The following is a 22,520-nucleotide window of genomic DNA, read 5'->3' as shown; positions in this document are numbered from 1 at the left end:
CGGTGGCCGGATCAGCCGGCTCGTTCTCTCGGCTCTACCGTGTCGAGATCGGGCGTTCGCGGTTGAGCGTCTCGCGGGGTACGTCGGGGACTGTTCCAGAACACGGACGTATGGCTTGCCGCCGATGCCGCACCCACGAGCAGTGTGCCCAATGCGGCTCTGCCACCGCGGAATCGTCCGAGCCGGAGATGCCGATCCAGACCGAACATGCCCGCGGGGAGACTGACAAGCGCCACACATCCGGCGGCAAGGCCCGCTGCGTACTCATATCCCTCGGCAGTGATGAAAAACCCGTTGGGGGCATGCACGGTTCGGATCGCTACACCCATAGTGGCAATCACCGCCGCCGCTGCCACCGGGGTCATGGTCCCAGCGATAAGGGCGCTTCCCGAGAGTATTTCGACGCCGGCACTGGTGGCTGCCTGAAACTTGGGATCGCGGAACCCGATCGATTCGAACCACCGCGTCGTGCCGTCGAGCGAGCGAGCGTGTTTCACTCCGTGTGCGACCATGGTCGCTCCGATAGTCGTTCTCAATAACAGTTCCGCGACGTCAACGCCACCGAATCCGCGTTTCTGCCTGACTCGATCCGAATCAGCTCTCATGGATACCCCTTGGGTTGTGCTGTTCAACCTCGGCGCGCCGACCTGTGAGGACCTCGATGAGACGCGACCGGGCATAACTTTGACATTTCGACGATTTACCGGTCTGCGCATGGGCATCGCATGCATCGAGGATTGCTCTCGCAGCAGGACGCCTTCGCCTTCAGCGTTCGCGATATCGTCTCTGGACATGACGTTGATCGGCCAATCCTTTGGTGCGTCGTGCTGAAGGCGCAGGTTCTCGTCGTGACTCTAGACCCCTGTCAGTGCGAAGAACTCTTGGCGTGATCGCGGATCATCGCGTAACGATCCCGACAGCGCCGAGGTGACGGTGGTAGAGCCGATGGCGCGTATACCGCGCATCGACATACAGCTGTGCTCGGCTTCGATCACGACCCCCACACCCTTCGGCCCGAGTTTTGCCGTCAAGCAATCCGCGACTTGCTTCGTGAGTCGCTCCTGCACCTGAGGCCGACGGGCGAAGAACTCGACGATCCGGGCAAGTTTCGACAGGCCGAGGACGCGTTCGCCCGGCAGGTATCCGACATGCGCGACACCGCTGAAAGGCAACAGGTGGTGTTCACACACCGAACGAACCGGAATGGATTTTGCCACCACCAGCTCGTCATACCCTTCATCGTTCGGGAAGGTCGTCAACTCGAAAGAGTTGGGGGTAAAGAGATCAAGGTAAGCCCGTGCCATCCTGCCGGGTGTATCTCGCACACCGCTGGCGCCGGTATCGATCCCGAGGGCGTCCAGAAACGCACGCGCAGCGGACTCCGCAGCGCCCAGGTCCGCGTTCCGCGGATCACCTACGCCGGCCAAGCCGTCGTATAGCAGCAAATCGATCGATTGCGTCGAGATACCCTCGACTGCGCTCCTTGTCTCCGTCACGCCGGGTTCACGCGGAGTGCGGGGACAGGGTTGGGATCGCGGAACCAGTCCGTCGGTTGGTGAGATTCCCACTTCGGGTTGCCGAGGTCGAAGGTGGCAATTTCGAGGGGGATCCCGTCCGGGTCGTAGAAGTAGAGGGACTCCACCCACGCCTCGTGATCGCGGGCGATAATCTTGCTCGTCTTGACACCGCAGGCCTGCAGGTGGTCCCGGAACCACACCACGTCGTCGTGACTGTCAACGTTGAATGCGACATGGTCGAACTTTCGCGGAGTCCATTGGTTTTCCGGAACACCGGGCCACAACCATTCGGCACTGACCGAGGGCTCTGCGGTCGTGGGTGTATCGCTGATGCCAGCTCCACCTACCACAATGAGCGACAGCAGGTTTCCGTTCCCCATATCCAGAAAGGTGTTTTTCAGGATTTGGTATCCGCGCCCGGGTGCTGGATAGTCCGCGGTGGTGCGAACAACGGTCAACCCCAGGACGTCGCGGTAAAACCGGACACTGGCGTCCATGTCGCTGACGATCAGTTGCAGGTGATTGACGCCGGCGAGGCGGCCTGTCGCAGCACCGGCCTGTGTCAGGATCGCCGGTTTAGAATCCGTTGCCTCGGTGGTCATCTACGCTTCCTCACTTTGCTTCGAAGAGGTTCCTCGACATGGTTCGCACGAGTCTCGAGGAACCGTGTCGGGTGTTTGGATGGGCGCTCTGGGGCACCGTCGGGTGCGGGTGGAGTGCCCCAGAGCGCCCGGTTCTTGTTGGTGGTGGTGTGGGGTGTGGTCAGCTGGTCAGGCTGGGCAGGGCTTGGCTGGGGTTGACTCCCTGTTTTTCCATGGCCTTGCCGTAGAGGCGGGCGGCGTTGTCCCACAGGACGGCGCGGCGGACCTCTTCGGGCTGGCGGCCGAGGACGAGTTCGATGTTTTCCGCGAGGGTGGGCCGGTGGAAGCTGGTGGGGTGGGGGAAGTCGGTTTCGAACATCAGTGGCTTGAGTGAGAGCGTCTCGAGGTGGTAGTCGTCGAGCTGTTCGAACCAGAAGTTCAGCGATACCTGCCGTTTGAAGAAGTCGCTGGGGAGCATGTCACCGAACTCGGGGTGCGAGCGGAACACGCCGTTCTTCTGGAATCGCTTGTCGAGGGCGTCGAGAACGAACGGGGCCCAGCCGATTCCGCTTTCCACGGAGACGAACTGCAGGGTCGGGAACCGGGCGAGGATTCCGGAGACGAGCAGGTCGCTGACGATGACGGCGTTGGCGAGGTAGATGTGGGGTCCGTCGGCGGCAACGCGCACACCGCCGACCAACCCGTCGTCCTCGTCGTGCTTGAGCATCTCGCGGAAGTCGCCGCTGGCGGTGTGGAAGCTGACCGACAGGCCCGCCTCCTCGCAGGCCTTCCACAGCGGATCCCACTTGCGGCTGCCCAGGGGCGCTTGACCGTGCTCGTGCGGGGCACCGGTGGTCACGATGCCGCCGAAGCCGGAATCGGCGAGGCGTTCGATCTCCGCGACCGACGCCGCCACGTCCCAGTACGGGATCACCATCATCGGGATGAACCGGCCCGGGTACTTGGCCACCCATTCGAGTTGGAAGTCGTTGTAGGCGGCCAGGTGCGCGATCGCCAGGTTCCGGTTGGGGTGCTGCACGAACGGCTTCCAGTCGAACCCGGCGAGGTTCGGGTACAGCACCTGCATCTCGAAGCCCTGATCGTCCATGAACTTCACGCGCTCGTCGACGTCGTAGGTCGCCGGATGGGCTTCGTCGAGGCGGGTGGGACCGCTCCCGTCGTGCAGCTCGGAGTTGAAGTTCTTCCAGTTCCAGTTCGCCCACGTCCACGCGCCCTTGAGCGGTTGATCACCGAAGAACCACAGGTCCGACTGGGTCTTCTCATCGAACTTGACGTGCAGAACGTCCGCGCCCCACGCCTTCGGCAGGCGTTCGGTCCACAGATCCGCCGGCTCGATGAGATGGGTATCAGTGTCGATAACCCGGTACTTACTCATGGCACCACAATCCTTTGCTGACTCAGGAACAGTTCCTATAGATGATCTACAGCAACTGGGTCTTGTGTCAACCATCACTTTCCGCCACCCCCATCCCGGCCCACGGAAACACCTGCTCAACACCCGTACGGCCGAGACATCTCGTCAGCCGGCTTCGGCAGCGGGCGGGGTTGGAAACTCGAGCGGCAGCCCCACAGTTGGTGGGCCGCCCGATCGAGTCAACGTCGTGAAGCGAGCACGGTCCTGACCGTGCGCAAGTGCTCGACCGCCGCCAGATCCTCGACCGATTACCGATCTCCGGGGAAGACGTCATCGAGGGATGTACCTGCCGATGGATTTTCAGGTCGATCCACGCCAGGCCGCTCCGTCGATGGCGGAAGTGGCTGGAGCAGTCCGGCGTCCACTATCCGCTGGCGCAGCGCCGCAACGTCTTTCGACACCGGTACGGTCTACACCTCCCGCGGACCGCTCCTGGCGAACACAATCTTCGTGGCGGAAAGGCTGCGCACACAGTTTCCCGGCTATGTGGATCTGGACTTGCACCAGATGTACACCCCGCAACCCGACGGCTCGATTCTCATTGGTGATACTCACATTCGTGAGATCACCTCGTCGCCGTTCCAGAGCGAGGCTGGATTGGAGGTTCTGCTCGCCGAAGCCCGGAAGTTGTTCGGAGTGGACGTGCTCGACGTCAGCGAGCGATGGCAGGGCGTATACAGTTCCGCGGCCGGTTCGGAGTTCCTCCTCGTGGAACCCATCGGCGGCGTCCACATCGTCACCGTCACCACCGGAATCGGCATGCCCACCAGCATGAGCTTGGCCGAATCAAGTGTCACCCGCGCACTCGAACCGGTGTGAGGGCGCGAACTGCGGCTACTCTGCCCGGTGGCTCAGACCTCGACGGCGGTGCCGCAGATGCCACATTCCTCGAATTGCCGGCGATTCCAGCGTGCGACGGGAACAAAAAACAACGTGAACTGCTTGGATTCCCGCATCCGTGCCCACTGTGTGGTGTTGTGACAGCGCGGGCACGTTCGCGTCTGCCCCGAGCCGAGGTGTTGCCGCTTGGTGCCGAAACCGAATAGTAAGAACACCGCACCAGCATAGAGCGGGCTCGGTAGACGGTCATCCGCTGGCAGATCAGCAGTTATCGCCCGGTCGACGGATTTTCACACCGAAGTCAGGCCTCAGGAATTCGATTCCCACGGGTTGACGCATCGGACGCCGAGCGGCTCGAAGTGCTTGGTGTTGCGCGTCGCAACGATCATCTCGGCGGCCTGCGCGACGGCGGCGATGAGAGCGTCGTCGAACGGCGCATGCTCGGCCCCCCGGTAGGTGGCCAGCACCCGTGCGGCCGGCAGATCGAACGGAAGCACCCGGTCGGCGAAGGCGGGCAGGACCCGCTCGTCGAACCACCGGCGCAGGACCCCTCCTTGCGCCGGGTCGGAACGCTCCTTGGCCACCACGCCCCGCTCTATCTCGGCAATGGTCATGGCCGTCACGAACAAGTCGGCCACCGGCACCGAAGCCGACCAAGCCTCGACCGACCTGTTGCGTCCCCGCACACGCAGCGCGGACACGACATTCGTGTCCAAGACGTACTTCACAACTCAGCAGTTCGGGCGGTCAGACCGAGGCTTCCGGGCTCGAACTCGATCTCGGCACCCTCATCGGTACCCAGCAGGTCGACGAGCGTGACCGGCTCCCGTTCGAGGGCCTCGCCGAGGATCTCGCGTACCTCTGCTTCGACCGACCGGTGATGCTGCTCGGCGCGCGCCCGCAGGGCGGCCTTGGTTCCTGCGGGAAGGTTGCGAATCAGGATCTGTTCCACTGCGACCACCTCCGATATCACACCAATGATATCACCTGAGAGTGCCGGTGAACGGCAACCCGGACCCTGAACTCACCGACTCGTAATATCACCACCAGCGCTCCGGGTCCGTTCCCGGCGGAGGAGGCGAGACGATGTTGTTCTCGGTGGGGCACGGCCGACTCGGCCGGGAGGAAATGACGACGCTGCTGGAGACGGCCGGCGTGGAAGCGATAGTCGACATTCGGCGATATCCGGGCAGTCGTCACAACCCCGACGTCAGCAGTGAGGCGCTCACCCAATGGCTACCGCACGCGGGAATCGACTATCGCCACGAACCGCGGCTGGGCGGGCGCCGGCACCTTCCGCCCGGTGAGGAGCGGGAGGACCCCTGGTGGCAGGTCGACCAGTTCGCTGCGTACGCGGCGTATACCCGCACGACCGAGTTCGCTGACGCCTTCGCCGAGTTGGTGGAGCAGGCGAGTCGGCGACGAACGGCGATGATGTGCAGTGAGAGTGTGTGGTGGCGTTGCCACCGCCGCCTCGTCGCCGACGTCGCCGTCCTCGCCCACGAGGTCGAAGTCGAGCACCTCATGCACGACGGCCGGCTAACTTCTCATCTGCCTGCGGCGGGTGCTCGCGTCCGTTCCGACGGACGGGTGGTCTGGGACTGTGCCCGAGCATCGTCGTGAACAACCGCGAACCGCTCGGCGTGGCCATGGGTCCGTAGGTCAGGTGCCGCAGAAGGTTTGGAAGGTATCGCTGAATGCGCGCGGTGCGGGTGTGGTGTAGTCGGACCACTCGTCGCGGTGGTCGAACGGATGCGTAACGACCTCGAGCAGCTTCTCGAACGGAGCGAGATCGCCGCCGGTCGCGGCGCGCAAAGCAGCATCGACCTGATGGTTGCGCGGAATGTACAGCGGGTTGACGCTGTCCATTGCAGCTGCGGTGTCCGCTGCCCCGAGCCCGTGTGCGGTCAGGACGCCGCGCCAGCGTTCCAACCATGACCCGATGTGCTCGCGCGGTACTTGCTCGCCGAGAGGCGTCGAGTTCCCGCGTAGCTCCTCCGCGAGAGCGCGGAAGGTGCCCGTCCAGTCGGCACCGTGTTCCTCCATCAGCGTCAACAGGTCGTCGATCAACGCACGATCGGTGAGCGTGCCGACTACACCGAGCTTTGCCGCCATACCCGCCGAGTAGTGGCGGTCGTACCGCTCGTCGAAGGTGTCGAGGACCGCCGTGACCGCGGTAATCGCGTCATCCACCGTCGAATCGACAAGCGTCAGCATGGTTTCCGCGAAGCGCGCCAGGTTCCACTTCAGGACGGCGGGCTGGTTGCCGAACGCATAGCGGCCGCCGTGGTCGATCGAACTGAACACTGCAGCCGGATCGAATGCGTCGAGGAAAGCGCACGGACCGTAGTCGATGGTCTCCCCTGAAATGGTCGTGTTGTCGGTGTTCATCACCCCGTGCACGAACCCGGTGAGCATCCACTGCGCCACCAGTGACGCCTGAGCCTCGACCACCGCCTCGAAGAACGCCAGGTAGCGATTGCCGTGACCCGCCTCCGGCAGTTCGGTCAGCTCCGGGTAGTGGCGGGCGATCGCGTAGTCGGCGAGGGGCTGCAACACCTCACCCCGCCGCACCGCGAATTCGAAGGTGCCGACCCGCAGGTGACTGGCCGCAACCCGGGCTAGCACGGCACCGGGCTCGGCACCGTCTCGAAGAACGTGCCGACCGGTCGCCGCCACCGACAGCGCACGCGTAGTGGGGACGCCGAGGGCGTACATCGCCTCGCTGACCAGGTACTCACGCAGCATCGGGCCCACAACAGCGAAACCGTCGCCGCCCCGCGAGAACGGCGTGCGCCCCGAACCCTTGAGATGCACATCCACTCGTCGGCCGTCACCGTTCTTCACTTCACCGAGCAGTAACGCCCGACCATCCCCCAGGAGGGGTACGTAGCCACCGAACTGATGGCCGGCATACGCCATCGCCACCGGCTTGGCCCCAGCCGGGGCCGTCGACCCGGACAGGACTGCGACCCCTTCCTCGCTTCGCAACGCCTCTATATCCAGCCGCAACGACGCAGCGAGCTGCTCGTTGAGCACGAGCAACTTCGGGTCGGGCGCCGGTGCGCCCTGCCATGGCACCGTCAGGGCGTCCAGCTCGTCGGCAAAGGTGCTCTCGAGGCCGGCCATCGCAGCGGTAGTGCCGACCGTGAAATCCGGGATTGCCATCATTCGAGAATAACCACCGCCCGACTCGGACACCGCTCTTGTCATCGCACCTCCTCATCCACGGCGGTACGGCCGGATCGCGGCGCTCATGTGATCGCGCCGAGTTCAGCCCCGTCGCGGGGCACCAATTCGAACCAGGCGCTGGTGCCGCCGCGGATATGCGGCTCCGGGTAGCACAGGGCCAGCGACCGCTCCTCGAACGCGGTGAACCACTCGTCCCAGGACAGGCGCTCCAACCCGGTGACGGCCCCGAGGAAGTCGATCCGCAACTGTCCCGCACTGTCCCTCGCAGGAGCCCCGTGATGCGCCTGAACCCACCGGCGAATCTCGTCGTGATCGATGGTGATGTGCGGTGCGATGGTCATCGCGCTCGTCCTCCTCGCGTCCTGCCTGCGTCTCACCCCCTGCCTACAGGCGTTGCCATCGGCGCGGTGAAACGAAACGACGAAGCCGGGAATGTTCCGGGGGCTCGCGCCGCGCCGACGGTGACCGCCGACCGCACCCACGGTGAGGTGGGCTTTTCGCGGCGCCGCCCTCGTCTTCTCGGGGACGGCAGAATCCGATCATAACGACCTTTCATCCCCACTGGCCAGGGCAAAAGGTCACCAGCGCCCACGCCCGGCCGAGACCGCTGTTCCAGGTCCACTGCGGCGGATAGATCGATCAATCGGCGCAGTCGCGGCAGATCATCCGACTCTCGGTGCGCTCGGCCAACCGGCTACGGTGATGGACGAGGAAGCAACTGGTGCAGGTGAACTCGTCACTTCGCTTCGGTACCACCTTGACCATGAGCTCTTCACTGGACAGGTCGGCGCCCGGCAGCTCGGCCATGCACGCAGCACAATTCTCGAGGTTTGATGACCAGCTCGGGTGGGTAGGGCGCAAGCATGGCGTCGAAGAGGCGCTCCCGGACCGAAAACGCTCCATGGATGAGACTCCACCGGCACGTCCGACCGCTGGTCCCACGCGAACTCCGGGAACACCCCTTCGAAGACCGACGGAAGAGAAGACCCACAGAAGAATGGAGGAGCACAGATGAACAAGGAAGAGCTCGTTTCCGCAGTACGCAGCACTGCGGGAATCGATACCGTCGAGCACGGCGAGGCCGCTATCCGGGCGACATTGCGGGTGCTCGGCCAGCGTCTGTCCGGTGGTGAGACCAAGGATCTCGCCGCACAATTGCCGCCGGCGTTCACCGATACCTTGCCCGCTACCGGGCCCGGCGAGCGGTTCGGAGTCGATGAGTTCTACGGAAAGGTCGCCGAGGACGAAGGCCTGGGGTGCAGTAAAGAACAGGCCCGTCAGCACGCGCGGGCGGTGCTGGCCGCACTGAAGGCGTCCGTGACGGGCGGTGAGTTCGACGACGTGGTGGCCCAGCTTCCCGACGAGTACGCGGATCTCCTCGGTACCGGACCCGTCCAGCACTGATGCCCCGGTAGTCAACCCACCAGAAGAACACCGACCAGCGCGATCGAGGCCACCCAGACGGTAGAGATGCCCGCGAGCACGAAGGGCCGCGCACCGACCTTCTTGATCGTGGCGATCTGGACGCCGGCGCCGAGGGCGAACATCGCGGCGGTGAGCAGGGCGGTCTGCACGATCTTGGCCTCGGCGAGCAGGCCGACGGGCAGCAGGCCGGACGATCGCAGGCCGACGCAGGCGAGGAATGCGAGGACGAAGAGCGGGACGAGCGGGGGCCGCTTCACGTCGGCGTCGGTGCCGGCGAGTCTGCGCTGGCGCAGGCTGAGAACGGCCATGACCGGGGCGAGCATGAGGACTCGCGCGAGTTTGACCACCGCGGCGACGCCGAGGGCAGCACCGCCGATCGCGCCGCCCGCGGCGACGACCTGCGCAACCTCGTGGATGGAGCCGCCCGCCCACAGGCCGGCGTCGGTGTCGGAGAGTCCCAGCGCCCGCGACAGCAGCGGAATCGCGGGGATCATGAGTGTGCCGAAGATGACGACGAGCGCGACCGCGGTGATCACCTCTTCCTCGTCGGCGTCGACGACTCCGTCGACCGCTGCCACGGCGGCCGCACCGCAGATCGAGAATCCGCAGGCGATGAGCAGACGCTGGGTCCAGCTGAGGCCCAGCAGCTTGCCCACGAACATCGTTCCCACGATGCCGAGACAGACTATCGAGACGACCACGACGATGACTCCCCAGCCCAGTCCGAGGATGTCGCTCAGCATCAACTGGAGTCCGAGGAGGGCGATACCCACGCGCAACAACTTCTTGGCGGAGAACTGCAGTCCCGGGCGCAGGCGTTCGGGCAGATGCACGATGTTCGACAGAACGGCGCCGAGAACGATGGCGATGAGCAGCGGGCTCACCGTCGGAAGGAATCGGCCGACACCCATGGCGATGGCGGTCGCGACGGCGCACAGCGCAAGACCCGGCAGGAGAGTGGCCGTGGCGTTGTGCAGTCGCGGCAGCGCGGCGGGGCTCGGGGCGCGCTGTTCCTCGGACTTCGATTCCCTCAGCTGACTACTCATACGTCTACGGTCGATCAGAATCGACATTTGCGGTAGCCGTCAGTTCGGCATGGGCACATATCAAACAGATATGTCTTGCGCGCGGGCCATATACTGAATGCATGTCCCGCAAATGGCCCGACTTCGCCGTGCTCGAGTTGCTCGTCGGCGTCGACGACCATGGAAGTCTCGGCGCCGCCAGTAGACTCGCTGGAATGGCCCAACCGAACGCGAGCCGTGCCGTCAAACAACTCGAGCGGCAGTTCGGCATGACACTGCTGCAGCGCAGTCCGACTGGCTCCACGCTGACCCCCCAAGGCACGGTGATCGCGCACTGGGCTCGCCGGGTTCTCTCCGATACCCGCCGACTGCTCGATGTGGCGGACGGATTGCGCGCCGAACGCACCGCCGAACTGACGGTCGCCGCCAGCATGACGGTGGCAGAGCACTTGATGCCGGCATGGCTGGGCCAGTTCCGCAGCCAGCACCCGGACGTCACCATCCATCTGCAGGTGCATAATTCGACGCAGGTGTTCGACCGGGTAGCCGGCCGGACGTGTGACGTCGGGTTCGTCGAATCCCCCTCGGTACCGAGACCCCTGAAAAGCCTCACTGTGGCGCGTGACCGGTTGGTGGTCGTCGTTCATCCCACCCATCCGTGGGCGCGCAGGCGTAAAGCACTGTCCGTAGCCGAGTTGGCCATGACGCCCCTACTCGCCCGGGAACCGGGCTCGGGTACTCGCACCACGCTCGATGTGGCGTTGCAGGAATACGACAGGGCGGCACCGCTCCTCGAACTCGGCAGCGCCGCCGCCATTCGCACCAGTGTGCTGGCCGGGGTCGGCCCCGCGGTAATGAGCACACTCGCCGTGGCGGAGCAGGTGGAGTCCGGCGAGCTGAAGGTGATCGACGTGGAGGGACTCGACCTCGACCGCGTACTGCGCGCGGCATGGCGCGGACCCCGTCAACTCGACGGTCCCGCAGGGGAACTGGTGCGTCTGGTCCGCCGGGTCGGGATCGATCGCTGAGCCCGCGTGCCTATCCGACGGTGAGGGTCACCGCGCCTGCGGCGATCACCAACACGATGACGGCAGAGCGGAATACGCCCGGCGGCAATCGCCGGGCAATCGCCAGTCCGATGAGGTTGCCCACCAAGGCAGCGAGCACGAATACCGGAAGGCGTGGCCAGATCATCGACTCCGTCACCTCGTCGCGAAACCAGAGAATTGCCAACGCCATGACGTTGGCGACGATGAAGTAGCCCGCAAGATCAGCGATGAAGGACAGTGGCGGCAACCGCGCCCGCATGAGCAGCAGCACGGGGGGTGGTCCGTTGAGAGATGTGGTGGTTCCGAGATATCCGCCGACGGCCCCGGTGAGCGCCAGCGCCGGGGTCGACGGCGTCCGTGGTGCCTCCGTCCGCACTGGAAGAGCCATGGCGACTCCGCACATCATGACCAACGCTCCCGCAGCCGGTTTCAAAAATTGCTCCGGCAGCATGCTCAGCGTGACGGCGCCCAACCAGGCCCCTGGCAGGCTGCCGGCTCCCAGCAACGCCACTCTGCCCCAATCGATCTGGTTCCGCAGCTGATATGCCGCGCTGAGGCGGGTGACCAGTCCCGCGACGAGGTTCACGAACACCACCTCGGCGACGTCGAATCCGGCCATCAACATGACCGGGGTCGCGATGAGGGCCGTTCCGAATCCGGTGGCGCCACCGATGACCGAGGCAATACCGATACAGAGGGCACCCAGTATCAGCATCGCCATGGTGAATCCCTTCGTTCGGAGGCCTCGGTGACGAGGTCGATCAGGTGGCCAGCGATTGGATCGCACTCACCAGAGACATCAACTCGATGTCACTGCTGCTGCACCCGCGGGACAGATCGTTCCACGGCGCCGACAGTCCCTGCAGAATCGGTCCCAGCGCTGTTGCGCCACCGAGCCGCTGCGCGATCTTGTATCCGATGTTCCCGGCGTCGAGATTCGGAAAGACCAGGACATTCGCGCGGCCGGCGACCCTCGAATCCGGAGCCTTCGACGCCGCGATCTCGGCAACAAGGGCGGCATCGAACTGAAGATCTCCATCGACGTGCAGGTCCGGGTCACGCAGCCGCACCCGCTGGACCGCCTCGCGGACCTTCTCCACCCGCGGGTGGCTGGCACTGCCCTGCGTGCTGAACGACAGCATTGCCGCGACGGGCGGCTGCTCGGTGAGCTGGAAGTGGGTGGCGCTTGCGGCCAGGGCTATATCCACCAGTTCATCGACGGTGGGGTCGGGCACAACGGCGCAGTCGGAGAACGTCAGCTGCCTGCCGTCCGGTAGCAGCATCAGGAACGAACTCGACAGGATGCTCGAGCCCGGTGCGAGACCGACGATGCGCAGTCCGGCTCGCAGCACGTCGGACGTCGGCCTGCTCGCACCCGCGACGCAGGCATCGACCATTCCCGCACGTAAGGCCGCCGCGGCGAGGCACACCGGGTCGGACAGCGCCGACTCGATCCGATCGGGGTATTTGGCGAATCCCGATTCGACGGCGTCGCGGATCATGGGGTCGGCGGCCGCCTCGGCGAGGTCGATGACGAGTTCCTCGGCGAGGGGGATACTCGAAGCCTCGGCGATACGCCGGATGACGTCCCGCCGCCCGAACAACCTGGGGGAGACGACGCACTTGTGGTGCAGGTGGTGGGCCGCACGGATTGCGCGTTCGTCTTCTCCGTCCGCGAGACCGACGACGCGATTCGCCCCTCTCAGGGTGGCGATCCAGTGATCGATCAGCGACGAATCCTGTAGTCGTGCAGCGTCAATAAGTGGTACAGCGGTGACGCTCGGGGCCATGGCCTCGCTCTCCCATCACTACGAAGAGGGGTGGCGGTCGTCGAACCCGACGACCGCCACCCGCTGGTACTCGGGGAACGTATCGTTCCCTACGGCTGAATTGCCTTCTCGATGTCGGTGAGCATGCTGTCGATGCCATGGAGCAGCTCCGAGAGCACCTCGTCGTCGGCGACGAGCGGCGGCGAAATCATCAGCATCGTGGCACCACGGTCGTCGCCGCGGAGAATGACCTTGGTGCGGGCGAACGCCTCCGGCAGCACCTTGCGCAACACCGTCAGCGACTCCTGCTCGGTGAACTCACGGCCGCTGTCGCTGTCGGCCATCAGTTCGATCGCGTAGAAGAAGCCGGTGCCGCGCACGTCCTTGACGCAGCGGTGCGCGTTCATCAGCGAGTCGAGTGCCGACCGCAACTTCGGCCCATGCGCGGTGACGTTGCCCAGCACGTTCTCGTCGCGCATCGCGGTGATGTTGGCGACCGCCACCGCCGTCGACACCGGGTGTCCGCCCCACGTCGCGCCGTGCGTGAATACGCCGCCCTTGGGCGAGTCGTACAGCTCGCGGACCAGCTGCTCGCGGACGATCAGGCCGCCGAGCGGGGCGTATCCGGAGGTGGAGCCCTTCGCGAACGTGATCATGTCGGGCACCACACCGGTGAGCCCGTGCCCGAACCAGTGTCCGAGGCGGCCGAACGAGCAGATCACCTCGTCCGAAACGAGCAGGATCCCGTGCTTGTCGCACAGCGCGCGCAGCGCGGGCCAGTACCCGTCCGGCGGGACGAGGGCGCCGCGCCCGTTCTGAACGGGCTCGGCGAACACGGCCGCGATGGTCTCGGCGCCCTCTTCCTCGATGACGGCTTCGATCGCGGCGATGCAGTCGAGCTCGTTCGCCGGGCCGCAGTCGCCGAGATACCCGAGGGTGTTAGGTACGGAGCGAACCCCGGGCAGCAGCGGTCCGAACGGGTCTTTGATCTTGGGCAGCTGCGTCACCGAGAGCGCGCCCAGAGTGGTTCCGTGGTAAGCCATCTCGCGGCTGATAATCTTGGTTCGCTGGGGGTTGCCCTGGCTGCGGTGGTACTGCCGGGCGAACTTGACGGCCGTCTCCACCGCCTCCGATCCCGAGTTGACGAAGAAGGTCGTCCCGAGATCGCCGGGCGCGAGGTCGGCGATGAGCGCGGACGCCTCGATCGCGGGAATGTGGGCGCTGCCCCAGTTCGAGGCGTACGCCAGCGTCCCGATCTGCTCGCTCGCCGCCTTGGCGATGTCGTCGCGGCCGTGACCGATGTTCACGCAGAACAGGCCTGCCAGACCGTCGAGAAAACGGTCCCCCTCGGTGTCGATCAGATAGCTGCCCTCGCCACGAACGAACACCGGGAAGTCGCTGTCCCAGGTGTCCTTGCGGGTGAAATGAGGTCCGAGGTGCCGGCGGGCCCGTGCTCGCAATTCGGTGACGTCCACGACCATCTCCTTCGTTGTCGAATGGCTGTGATCCACACCATACGGACGGCGCGGACTGCAGGTCAGGGCCAGAAGAGCGGTATTCGATGGGTCCAGACTGGTCCCGATAGCCGACGCAAAACTGGTCCTTCTGGTCCCATGCCAGAGTGATCCAGACTTCGTTATCGCCCCGGCACCACGACTTGTGGACGGAGCAGTGATCAGCCCAGCCAACGGAGGTCTCAGATGAGGATCGGTATCCCCAAGGAAGTCAAGAACCACGAGTACCGGGTAGCGGCCACTCCGGCCGGAGTGCACGAACTCGTCACTCACGGGCACGACGTGTTCGTGGAACGTGGTGCGGGAGAGGGATCGTCGATCGGAGACGACGCCTATGGCGCCGCGGGGGCAAAGATTCTCGACACGGCCGACGCCGTCTGGCAGAGCGCCGAACTGGTCCTCAAGGTCAAAGAGCCCATTGCGGAGGAATACCACCGGATGCGTTCGGACCTCACATTGTTCACCTACCTGCACCTCGCTGCGGGTGAAGAGTGCACCCGCGCCCTGCTCTCTGCGGGAACCAATTCCGTTGCGTACGAAACCGTTCAACTTCCCGACGGGTCACTGCCCCTGCTGTTCCCGATGAGTGAGGTCGCCGGCCGGCTCGCGCCACTCGTCGGTGCGCAGGCACTCATGCGCCCCGAGGGTGGCCGAGGCGTACTCATCGGCGGGGTGTCCGGGGTGCTGCCGGCCCGCGTCGTCGTCATCGGCGCCGGCGTGTCGGGCATGAACGCCGTCGCGGTCGCCGCCGGCACCTGGGCGGACGTCGTCCTGTTCGACAAGAACGTCGACAAGCTCCGCGCCGCCGATCGGATGTACCAGGGCCGAATCCGCACCCTCGCCGCCAACGCGTACTCCATCGAGCAGGAGGTCATGCAGGCCGACCTCGTCATCGGCGCCGTGCTCGTCCCCGGTGCGAAGGCCCCGAAGATCATCTCCAACTCGCTGGTCTCCCGGATGAAGCCAGGCAGCGTTCTCGTCGACATCGCCATCGACCAGGGCGGGTGCTTCGAAGATTCGCGTCCCACCACCCACGCAGACCCCACGTTCCGGGTCCACGACTCGGTGTTCTACTGCGTGGCGAACATGCCCGGAGCGGTGCCGCACACCTCCACGCATGCGCTGACCAACGTCACCCTGCCCTACACGTTGCAGATCGCCGAGAAGGGACTCGCGCGCGCCGCGCGGGAGAACGCCGCTCTCCGCGCGGGCGTCAGCACGGTCGCGGGGCGGCTCACCAACGATGCCGTCGGCGTCGCACTCGGAATCGAGTCGATCGGCGTGGAAGAAGCTCTCGACCTCGTCTGATTCCACCCGCCGGCCCGGCATACTGAGGAGTGCTCACCCGAGAACTTCTCGGCGTGCCGGGCCGGCCTCGTCGTCAGCCCGCCGTTGATGTACAGGAGGCGATGCGTGCCGAGAACACTGATCGAGGTCGACCGCACCTCCACCGAGCCGCTCTACCGTCAGGTCCGGCGGGCGATCGAGCACGGCATCGCCAACGGACTCTTCGATCCACGTCACCGCCTTCCGAGCTCCCGCGAGCTTGCCGTCGACCTGGCGATTTCGCGCAACACGATCAATCTCGCCTATCAGGAGCTGATCGCGGAGGGGCTGGTCCAGAGCCATCAGCGGTCGGGCATGTTCGTGAATCCCGACATGATCGAGACCCTGGCATCCGACGCGCGCGCGACCATCCCACGCATCGACTGGTCCACCCGGATAAGGCGTTACGCCGACGTCGACGTTCCGCACATCGAGAAGAATCTCGACTGGCACAGCTATCCCTACCCCTTCCTCGCCGGCCAGATCGACATCCGGAGCTTCCCCGCCCGCGCCTGGGTGCGCTGCCTGCGTGACGCGCTGTACCAACCGCACGCCTACGCGAGCCTTCAGGACAGCGTCGGAGCGGACGACCCGATGCTCATCGACATGATCCGCCAGCACCTGCTGCCGTCCCGCGGAATCGAGGCGAGTGCGGACGAAGTACTCATCACCGTCGGATCACAGCAAGGCCTGGACCTCGTCGGGCGGGTACTGCTCGGTCCGGAACACCGCGTGGCCATCGAGAACCCGGGCTATCTCGATGCCCGGCACATCTTCCTGCGCACCGGCGCCCAGGTGTACGGCATCGACGTCGACGAGCGCGGCCTGCGCCCACCGGAAACTCTGCGCGGCACCGATCTGATGTACCTGACGCCCAGTCACCATCATCCGACCAACGCGACTCTCGGAATCGACCGGCGACAGCACCTGCTACAACTCGCCGCCGAATCCGGCACCGTCATCGTCGAGGACGACTACGACAGCGAATTCCGCTACCACGGCAGTCCCAGCCCGGCACTCAAAGCACTCGACTCCAGCGGCGACGCCGTGTATCTCGGCACCTTCTCGAAATTCCTGGCACCCGGACTGCGCCTCGGTTACCTCGTCGGGCCCGCAGACCTGGTCCGCGAACTGCGCAATGCCCGCCGGTACGTGCTGCGCCACCCACCCGGCCATCAGCAACGCGCCCTGGCCATGCTGATCGACAGCGGCGAGTACCACCGTGCACTGCGACACCACCGCAGCCAGATGAAGCACAAATGGGAACGCCTCTGCGCGGCCGTCGACAAGTACCTTCCATGGCCGCAGGAGTCGTATCCGCCCGGTGGCGTCAGCCTGTGGATGACCGGGCCCGAGAACCTCGATTGCCGGGTCCTGGTGCGCGAGGCGGAAACCCGCGGAGTCCTCATCGAACGGGGTGACATCTTCTACACACAGCCCGTGCCGCCGCGCAACAACTTTCGAATCGGCTACGGAGCGATTCCCCTGCGCTCGATCGAAGAAGGTATCGCGCTCCTCGGCCAGGCGTGCCAGGCGAGTTTCCGCCGGTAGGGGGAACCCGAACAACACCCGCGCCCTCGGCCGCACACCTGCATGACATCGCTGCGCAACTTGCGTTGGTTCGGTGAGGTCGAGCGACTGCAGACCAGTCTCGAGGCCGCGGCCGCGAAGCTCACGGTGGTTGACCGATCCGCCTTCCCGAAGTCCGGAGCGGCTGGCCTGGGCATTCAAATCCTCGGCGGAAAGTAGTGAAGAGTCCGGCCTCGAGAAATGCTGACGTCCACGCCGATCATGTGGGTGACCCGCCATGCGACCTTGCCGTGCCACGGCTCAATAGGCCGAGGTTCGGTACCAAGTTGTCCCGACACCCATGCCGCGTCTACTCGCGCAGCAGCCGAAGGGATAGGGGTCACCCTCGCTCGCCGAAATCGGCTCATTGAATGAGTGACCGCGTTTTGCAGCGCTGGCCGGGTACGAGTGAACGACGCGAAATTGCCCTGTCGGCAGAGTCGGTGCCAGAAGAGAGTCCGTTCAATCGGGGATTCCGGGTGCCGTGTGGCGGTCGTGCTCGGATGTTCCGCCCCCTACGCCGTAACGTTCATTGGTTTGCTCGGCGTAAGTCGGCAGTGTGACAGCCGAGCGGGCGCTGCAGATACCGTAGTGTTCGTTGTCGGGTGCGAAGAATACGTCTGGATCAACGGTGCGCCCATCGGACCCGTCCTACTGATAAAACCGCATGGGCACTGGCGATTCCACGCCCGCTGCCGCACCGGGTATGGGGCATGGTTGTTTGCCGATTTCCTCAGAGGGTCAGTGGTCGGAGTGTGAACGAGATTCTGGGGCGACGTCCGCCGCTGTGGGTCACACCTTGCGCAAGGTTTCCGAGGGCAGGACGCCGTAACGCTCACGGTAGGCGGCTGCGAATCGGGGCACGTGGTTGAAACCCCATTTGTATGCGATGTCGCGGACGGACAGTCCTTGAGCGGGATCGGTTGTCACCAGGTCATCGTGGGCGCGGGCCAGTCGTACTTGCCGGAGGTAAGCCATCGGTGTAATCCCCAGCTGTTCCTGGAAACTGTCCTGCAGGGTGCGCAGACTGACCCCGGCGGCGTCGGCGAGGGTGGCTGCGGTGTGGGGTGCTTCCGGGCTGCCTTCGATGAGATCGGTGACCCGTTTGATGGTCCGAGGCCGGGTGAGAGTGTGCTTGGTGAGCAACTCTTCGGAGTAGTTGTGGGGTTGGGCGTGAAGCAGCTGCGAGATGATCAGGTTCTCGAAATGAGTGGTGATCAACTCCTGTCCGATCAAGGTCGGATCGTCGCGGAGGGCGTCGAGTAAGGATCTGATGGTACGTACCCAGCTCTTGGCCGGACCGGAGGTCAGGTCCATCGCGAGGTCGAAGCGTAGGGGTGCGTCCATCGGGTGACCGAGTGCCTCGGCGAGGCGGTTCTCGACGGCGGTGCGGTTGATCTTCACGGTGAGTTGTTCGCAGTCGCGGCTCCACAGCATCGCTGACCTCTCGGTCGGCAGCAGCACCGCCGCGATGTTCTCACCGGTGATGACCTCCTCGTCACCGCGGGTGGATCGGGTGTGTCCGGACATGGGAACGTTGACGTGGTAATAACTGCCGAGTCGGCCGGGCTGGACGATCACCTCGGCACCGTGGCGCAGATAGCCCAAGGTGATCACCGGCAGAACGGTGGTACTCAGGCGGACGTTGAGGTCGCAGCTCTTGTCGATGACGTCGAGCACGTGCGGACTGAAGACGGCGGAGATTCGGCTTTGCGCCTCGTCGCGGTCGGTGCTGTGGAACACATCCGCTGCGGTGATGTTCTTCTCGGCCATGTCTGCGTCCTCTGCGGGAATGCCCTCGTGAAGAGTGTAGTAGGCCCGTCCCGGCCGACTCGGTGAAGCTGACAACGCGCTCGTCGGCTGGGACGGCCTTCAGGTCAGCTGGGTGTGCAGAGCGCCGGCGGGCTCGTCCGGCACGGTTCCTGGTGTGATCATTGCTTGTGTTCGCCCTCGCTGAGGAAGTCGGCGACCAGGGAGCTGAACCGGGCGGCGTGTTCGATTTGCACCCAGTGCCCGCACCGGCCGAATACGTGCAGTTGGGACCGCTCGATCAGTTCGAGCAGCCGTAGGGAGTTCGACAGTGGGATGACCTGGTCGTCGCGGCCGTGGATGATCAGCGTGTCGTTGGTCAGTGCGGCGATGTGATCTTCGTCGACGGTCATGGCGTCGACGCCCTGTTGTCGTGGTGCGGGGAACATGGCGCTGAACGCTTCCTGGACTCCGGGGCGGGTGGCCGCAGCGAGGCGTAGTTCGGCGAGTTCGTCATTGACCAGGGACCGGTCGTACGCGAAGACGTCGAGCAGCCTCCGCATCGCAAGCAGGGACGGTTCGAAACCCCACACCGCGTCGAGGCCCTCGGTGATCTCGAATGGGACTCCGACACTGCCCATCAGCACCAATCGGTCTACCCGCTCGGGATGGCGAGTGGCGATGTTGAGGGCGAGGGAGCCACCGAAGCTGTTACCGACGATCGAGACCTTGTCGAGGCCGAGGGCGTCGAGGAAGCCGACGAGGTGCTCGGTCCAGGTGGTGGAGTTGTATTCCACGCCGTCGGGGCGCTCGGTGTAGCCGAAGCCCAGAATGTCCGGCGCGATAACCCGGAACTGGGTGGCCAGGGCGGGGATGGTGGCCCGCCAGTTCGCCCACGCGGTCACGCCCGGACCGGAACCGTGGATCAACACGACCGGGTGTCCGTCGCCTTCGTCGTGGTAGTTCGTGGCGATCCCGTTGACGTCGATGGTCAGAGCGATCTCGGGACTGCGTTCCGTAGTGGTCGTCATGGTGTCTCCGTGTGAATGGAAAGCCCTTTCTAGGGCAATGGATTCAGGTCGATCGTCGGGGACAGGAGGTGTCCCATCCGGTCGCGTTTGGTCATCAGGTAGCGCACGTTGTGGTCGGTGGCGTGGGTTTCGTGGTGGCGTCGGGTGGAGACGGTCACTCCGTGGCGTTCGAGGTGCGCGATCTTGTCCGGGTTGTTGGTGAGCAGCTCGATCGAGTCGATCCCGAGGTCGCGGAGTATGTCGGCCGCGACGCGGTAGTCGCGACTGTCGACCGGTAGTCCGAGCCGCAGATTCGCGTCGACGGTGTCGAGGCAGTCCTGCTGCTGGAGCCGGTAGGCCTGCAGTTTGTGACCGAGCCCGATGCCCCGCCCTTCATGGCCGCGCAGGTAGATCAACACCCCGGATCCGGCGCGGGCGATCGACTCGAGGGCGAGGTCGAATTGTGGTCCGCAGTCACACACCAGCGATCCGACCACGTCTCCGGTCAAGCATTCGCTGTGCACCCGCACCTGCGGGTGCGTGGCCACCGATGGGTCGCCCATGACCAGGGCCAGGTGCTCGGGTCCGTCGCCCTGCTGGTAGGCGATTGCCTCGAAGGTGCCGTACTGGGTGGGGATGCGGGCTTGCCCGGTGCGGGTGAGGGCACTTGCGTCGCGTCGGTACCGTGCCAGGTCTTCGATCGTGCACACCGGGATCTGGTGTGCCTCAGCGAAGGCCTCGATCTGCGGGCGTCGCATCATCTCCAGCCGGTCGGCGGTGACCAGTTCACACAGCAGCGCGGCGGGTTCGAGGCCGGCGAGCCGGCACAAATCCACGCCGGCCTCGGTGTGTCCGGGCCGCTCGAGGATGCCGCCTGGCCGGGCCCGCAGCGGCAGGACGTGACCGGGTCGGGCGAGATCGTCGGGTTCAGTGTCGGTGCGGGCGAGGGCCCTGATGGTCGCGGCGCGATCGCCGGCGCTGATCCCGGTCGAGGTGCCGCGGCGATAGTCCACGCTGACCAGGAACGCGGTCTGGTGGCTTTCGGTGTTCTTCTCGACCATCAGTGGCAGCTCGAGCCGGTCGGCGGCCTCGTCGGTGATCGCGGTGCACAGGAACCCGGAGGTGTATTCGAGGAAGAAGGCGACCTTCTCGGGGGTGGCGAACTGTGCGGCCATGATGAGGTCGCCTTCGTTCTCACGGTTCTCGTCGTCGACGACGGCGACGATTCCGCCGGCCGCGACGGTGCGCAGCACTTCGTCGATGGGTGACTTGTTCATCATGGCCTCTTCTTCGGGAAGGGGAAGCGGTGGGAGCGGTGGAGCCGGGGGTCGCCCGGCTCCACCGGTGGATCACGCGCCGACGGCGGTGGTCTCGAGGTCGAGCTCACGCAGGGCCGGGATGACAGTCTCGGCGTAGAGCTCGTAGGAGCGGAAGGTCTGTTCCTTGGTCAGGGTGCCGAAGCTGTGCCAGATGAAGAAGTTGCCGCAGTTCAGCGCCTTGGCCTGCTCGATCACCTGTTCCCGCACCGATTCCGGAGAGCCGACCAGGATCACTCCGGCGTCACGCAGCCCGTCCCAGCTGATCTCGTCGTCGCCGACGAAGGGGCGGAAGAACGAACTGTAGAACTCGTAGCCCTCGGGGACGTTGTCGAGGTCCTCGAATACCGCGGCCTCCTTGAACAGGCCGAACAGGTGGTTCAGCGCCGGTTCACCGATCCGGCGGGCTTCCTCGTCCGTCTCGGCGACGAAGGTCGGGCGCAGCACACCGACCTGGTCCGGGCCGAAGGGCTGTCCGGCCTCGTGGGCGGCGGCCCGGAAGGTGTCGAACGCCTCGGCGGTGGGGCCGACCGGCATGAATGCCGAGGTGGCCTTGTAGCCGCGTTGTCCGGCCATCTGCAGGGTCGACGGGCTGAGCGAGAGCATCCACACCGGCGGAGTGGGCTCCTGCAGGGGTCGCGGGTAGATCGCCGTGTCGTCGTAGTGAAAGAACCGGCCGTGGTGAGTGAAAGTGGGATTCCGCCAAGCCTTTTCGATCAGGTCGAGGGATTCGAGGAAGTACTCGCGGGTGTCTTCCATCCGGATCTTTTCCTTGGCGAACTCCTGCTCGTCGACCCCACGCCCGAGGCCGACTTCGAGGCGCCCGTGAGTGAGGTAGTCGAGCATGGCCGCCTCTTCGGCGACCCTGCGCGGGTTGTGGAACGGCAGGATCGAACCCATGACACCCATCCGCAGGGTGGTGGTGCGCTGCGCCAGGGCGGCGACCAACAGGTTCGGGGACGGGGTGATGTTGTAAGCGGTGAAATGGTGTTCGCTGAACAGCACACCCTCGTAACCTTGTTCTTCGGCCTTGACCCAGGACTCGAGGTGCCAGTCGTAGAGCTCCTGCGCTGCCGTGGGATCAAACTTCTCGGGGCGGGTGTCGTAGGGGTAGTTGAAGATGTCGAATGCCCAAGATTTGACCATGATGTTTCCTCCGAAGGGGTGTGGCTCAGTGAATGAGCGTGGGTGATGGCGGGTGGA

23 protein-coding genes and 2 pseudogenes are annotated in these 22,520 nt (G+C 65.0%); 7 read left to right on the top strand and 18 right to left on the bottom strand.

What is annotated here, in order from left to right; genetic code table 11:
* Positions 1–11: 11 nt before the first annotated feature.
* The 4 genes from L1080_RS26920 to L1080_RS26905 all read right to left on the bottom strand — a co-directional run bounded on the left by L1080_RS26920 (position 12) and on the right by L1080_RS26905 (position 3,494).
* The gene (locus L1080_RS26920; protein ID WP_284709048.1) at positions 12–605 is read right to left on the bottom strand and encodes a DoxX family protein; all 594 of its coding nucleotides are present in this window, start codon (positions 603–605) and stop codon (positions 12–14) included.
* A gap of 249 nt (positions 606–854) precedes the next feature.
* A complete protein-coding gene (gene folE / locus L1080_RS26915; protein WP_250778017.1) occupies positions 855–1,445 on the bottom strand; it encodes a GTP cyclohydrolase I FolE in 591 nt (196 codons plus the stop codon).
* Positions 1,446–1,492: 47 nt separating this feature from the next.
* Positions 1,493–2,119 (bottom strand): VOC family protein, encoded by a 627-nt coding sequence (locus L1080_RS26910; RefSeq protein WP_159926620.1) that lies wholly within the window; start codon positions 2,117–2,119, stop codon positions 1,493–1,495.
* 160 nt (positions 2,120–2,279) lie between these two features.
* A complete protein-coding gene (locus L1080_RS26905; protein ID WP_159926608.1) occupies positions 2,280–3,494 on the bottom strand; it encodes an amidohydrolase family protein in 1,215 nt (404 codons plus the stop codon).
* A 242-nt stretch (positions 3,495–3,736) separates the two neighbouring features.
* Here L1080_RS26905 and L1080_RS26900 point away from each other — a divergent pair.
* Positions 3,737–4,352, top strand: a pseudogene (locus L1080_RS26900) (FAD-dependent oxidoreductase); the annotation flags it as partial.
* Between the two features lie 32 nt (positions 4,353–4,384).
* Here L1080_RS26900 and L1080_RS26895 read toward each other — a convergent pair.
* The 3 genes from L1080_RS26895 to L1080_RS26885 all read right to left on the bottom strand — a co-directional run bounded on the left by L1080_RS26895 (position 4,385) and on the right by L1080_RS26885 (position 5,325).
* Entirely contained in the window at positions 4,385–4,588 is a 204-nt protein-coding gene (locus L1080_RS26895; protein WP_159926624.1) for a zinc-ribbon domain-containing protein, read from the bottom strand.
* Positions 4,589–4,681: 93 nt separating this feature from the next.
* Positions 4,682–5,101, bottom strand: coding sequence for a type II toxin-antitoxin system VapC family toxin (locus L1080_RS26890; protein ID WP_250773922.1), 420 nt, complete (start codon positions 5,099–5,101; stop codon positions 4,682–4,684).
* Positions 5,098–5,325: a FitA-like ribbon-helix-helix domain-containing protein gene (locus L1080_RS26885; RefSeq protein ID WP_159926628.1), complete on the bottom strand. Its 228-nt coding sequence runs from the start codon at positions 5,323–5,325 to the stop codon at positions 5,098–5,100. The genes L1080_RS26890 and L1080_RS26885 overlap by 4 nt, the downstream gene beginning before the upstream one ends.
* Positions 5,326–5,459: 134 nt before the next feature.
* On the opposite strand from L1080_RS26885, the gene L1080_RS26880 reads away from it, so the two are divergent.
* The gene (locus tag L1080_RS26880) at positions 5,460–5,996 is read left to right on the top strand and encodes a DUF488 domain-containing protein (protein ID WP_250773924.1); all 537 of its coding nucleotides are present in this window, start codon (positions 5,460–5,462) and stop codon (positions 5,994–5,996) included.
* A 39-nt stretch (positions 5,997–6,035) separates the two neighbouring features.
* Here L1080_RS26880 and L1080_RS26875 read toward each other — a convergent pair whose 3' ends face one another.
* From L1080_RS26875 to L1080_RS26865, 3 genes and pseudogenes are all read right to left on the bottom strand, one after another.
* Positions 6,036–7,544 carry a protein adenylyltransferase SelO gene (locus L1080_RS26875; RefSeq protein WP_250774156.1) on the bottom strand — a complete coding sequence of 503 codons (1,509 nt, stop codon included), beginning with the start codon at positions 7,542–7,544 and terminating at the stop codon, positions 6,036–6,038.
* An 83-nt stretch (positions 7,545–7,627) separates the two neighbouring features.
* Complete coding sequence (locus L1080_RS26870; protein ID WP_159926632.1) at positions 7,628–7,906, bottom strand: hypothetical protein; 279 nt, start codon at positions 7,904–7,906, stop codon at positions 7,628–7,630.
* A gap of 298 nt (positions 7,907–8,204) precedes the next feature.
* Positions 8,205–8,381: pseudogene (locus tag L1080_RS26865) on the bottom strand (DUF4193 family protein); the annotation flags it as partial.
* Between the two features lie 195 nt (positions 8,382–8,576).
* Between L1080_RS26865 and L1080_RS26860 the strand changes: the two are divergent.
* Positions 8,577–8,969: a DUF2267 domain-containing protein gene (locus tag L1080_RS26860; RefSeq protein ID WP_159926636.1), complete on the top strand. Its 393-nt coding sequence runs from the start codon at positions 8,577–8,579 to the stop codon at positions 8,967–8,969.
* 11 nt (positions 8,970–8,980) lie between these two features.
* Here the strand turns inward: L1080_RS26860 and L1080_RS26855 are convergent, their stop codons facing one another.
* Entirely contained in the window at positions 8,981–10,036 is a 1,056-nt protein-coding gene (locus L1080_RS26855) for a YeiH family protein (protein ID WP_250773926.1), read from the bottom strand.
* A gap of 101 nt (positions 10,037–10,137) precedes the next feature.
* Between L1080_RS26855 and L1080_RS26850 the strand changes: the two genes are divergently transcribed.
* Positions 10,138–11,043, top strand: a complete 906-nt coding sequence (locus L1080_RS26850) for a LysR family transcriptional regulator (RefSeq protein ID WP_250773928.1) — start codon at positions 10,138–10,140, stop codon at positions 11,041–11,043.
* A gap of 10 nt (positions 11,044–11,053) precedes the next feature.
* Here the strand turns inward: L1080_RS26850 and L1080_RS26845 are convergent, their stop codons facing one another.
* From L1080_RS26845 to L1080_RS26835, 3 genes are all read right to left on the bottom strand, one after another.
* Positions 11,054–11,785, bottom strand: coding sequence for a sulfite exporter TauE/SafE family protein (locus L1080_RS26845; RefSeq protein ID WP_250773930.1), 732 nt, complete (start codon positions 11,783–11,785; stop codon positions 11,054–11,056).
* 40 nt (positions 11,786–11,825) lie between these two features.
* On the bottom strand, positions 11,826–12,854 hold the full coding sequence (locus tag L1080_RS26840; protein ID WP_250773933.1) for a phosphotransacetylase: 1,029 nt from the start codon (positions 12,852–12,854) through the stop codon (positions 11,826–11,828).
* An 89-nt stretch (positions 12,855–12,943) separates the two neighbouring features.
* A complete protein-coding gene (locus tag L1080_RS26835) occupies positions 12,944–14,314 on the bottom strand; it encodes an aspartate aminotransferase family protein (protein ID WP_201453479.1) in 1,371 nt (456 codons plus the stop codon).
* Positions 14,315–14,533: 219 nt separating this feature from the next.
* Here L1080_RS26835 and ald point away from each other — a divergent pair, with 219 nt between their 5' ends.
* The 3 genes from ald to L1080_RS26820 all read left to right on the top strand — a co-directional run bounded on the left by ald (position 14,534) and on the right by L1080_RS26820 (position 17,422).
* Positions 14,534–15,655, top strand: coding sequence for an alanine dehydrogenase (gene ald / locus L1080_RS26830; RefSeq protein ID WP_250773935.1), 1,122 nt, complete (start codon positions 14,534–14,536; stop codon positions 15,653–15,655).
* 105 nt (positions 15,656–15,760) lie between these two features.
* Positions 15,761–17,224 carry a MocR-like pyridoxine biosynthesis transcription factor PdxR gene (gene pdxR / locus L1080_RS26825; RefSeq protein WP_213575491.1) on the top strand — a complete coding sequence of 488 codons (1,464 nt, stop codon included), beginning with the start codon at positions 15,761–15,763 and terminating at the stop codon, positions 17,222–17,224.
* 42 nt (positions 17,225–17,266) lie between these two features.
* Positions 17,267–17,422, top strand: coding sequence for a hypothetical protein (locus tag L1080_RS26820; RefSeq protein ID WP_250773937.1), 156 nt, complete (start codon positions 17,267–17,269; stop codon positions 17,420–17,422).
* A gap of 612 nt (positions 17,423–18,034) precedes the next feature.
* Here the strand turns inward: L1080_RS26820 and L1080_RS26815 are convergent.
* The 4 genes from L1080_RS26815 to L1080_RS26800 all read right to left on the bottom strand — a co-directional run bounded on the left by L1080_RS26815 (position 18,035) and on the right by L1080_RS26800 (position 22,463).
* Complete coding sequence (locus tag L1080_RS26815) at positions 18,035–19,015, bottom strand: AraC family transcriptional regulator (protein WP_250773939.1); 981 nt, start codon at positions 19,013–19,015, stop codon at positions 18,035–18,037.
* A 158-nt stretch (positions 19,016–19,173) separates the two neighbouring features.
* The gene (locus L1080_RS26810) at positions 19,174–20,022 is read right to left on the bottom strand and encodes an alpha/beta fold hydrolase (protein WP_250773942.1); all 849 of its coding nucleotides are present in this window, start codon (positions 20,020–20,022) and stop codon (positions 19,174–19,176) included.
* 29 nt (positions 20,023–20,051) lie between these two features.
* A complete protein-coding gene (gene ribB / locus L1080_RS26805; RefSeq protein ID WP_250773945.1) occupies positions 20,052–21,281 on the bottom strand; it encodes a 3,4-dihydroxy-2-butanone-4-phosphate synthase in 1,230 nt (409 codons plus the stop codon).
* 69 nt (positions 21,282–21,350) lie between these two features.
* Positions 21,351–22,463: an LLM class flavin-dependent oxidoreductase gene (locus L1080_RS26800; RefSeq protein WP_250773947.1), complete on the bottom strand. Its 1,113-nt coding sequence runs from the start codon at positions 22,461–22,463 to the stop codon at positions 21,351–21,353.
* Between the last annotated feature and the right edge of the window lie 57 nt (positions 22,464–22,520).

Source organism: Rhodococcus sp. MSC1_016 (genome assembly GCF_023667485.2).
Taxonomy (GTDB): Bacteria; Actinomycetota; Actinomycetes; order Mycobacteriales; family Mycobacteriaceae; genus Rhodococcus_F; species Rhodococcus_F oxybenzonivorans.
The sequence above is the reverse complement of the archived record's forward strand: the minus strand, read 5'-3'. Positions and strand labels throughout refer to the sequence as shown.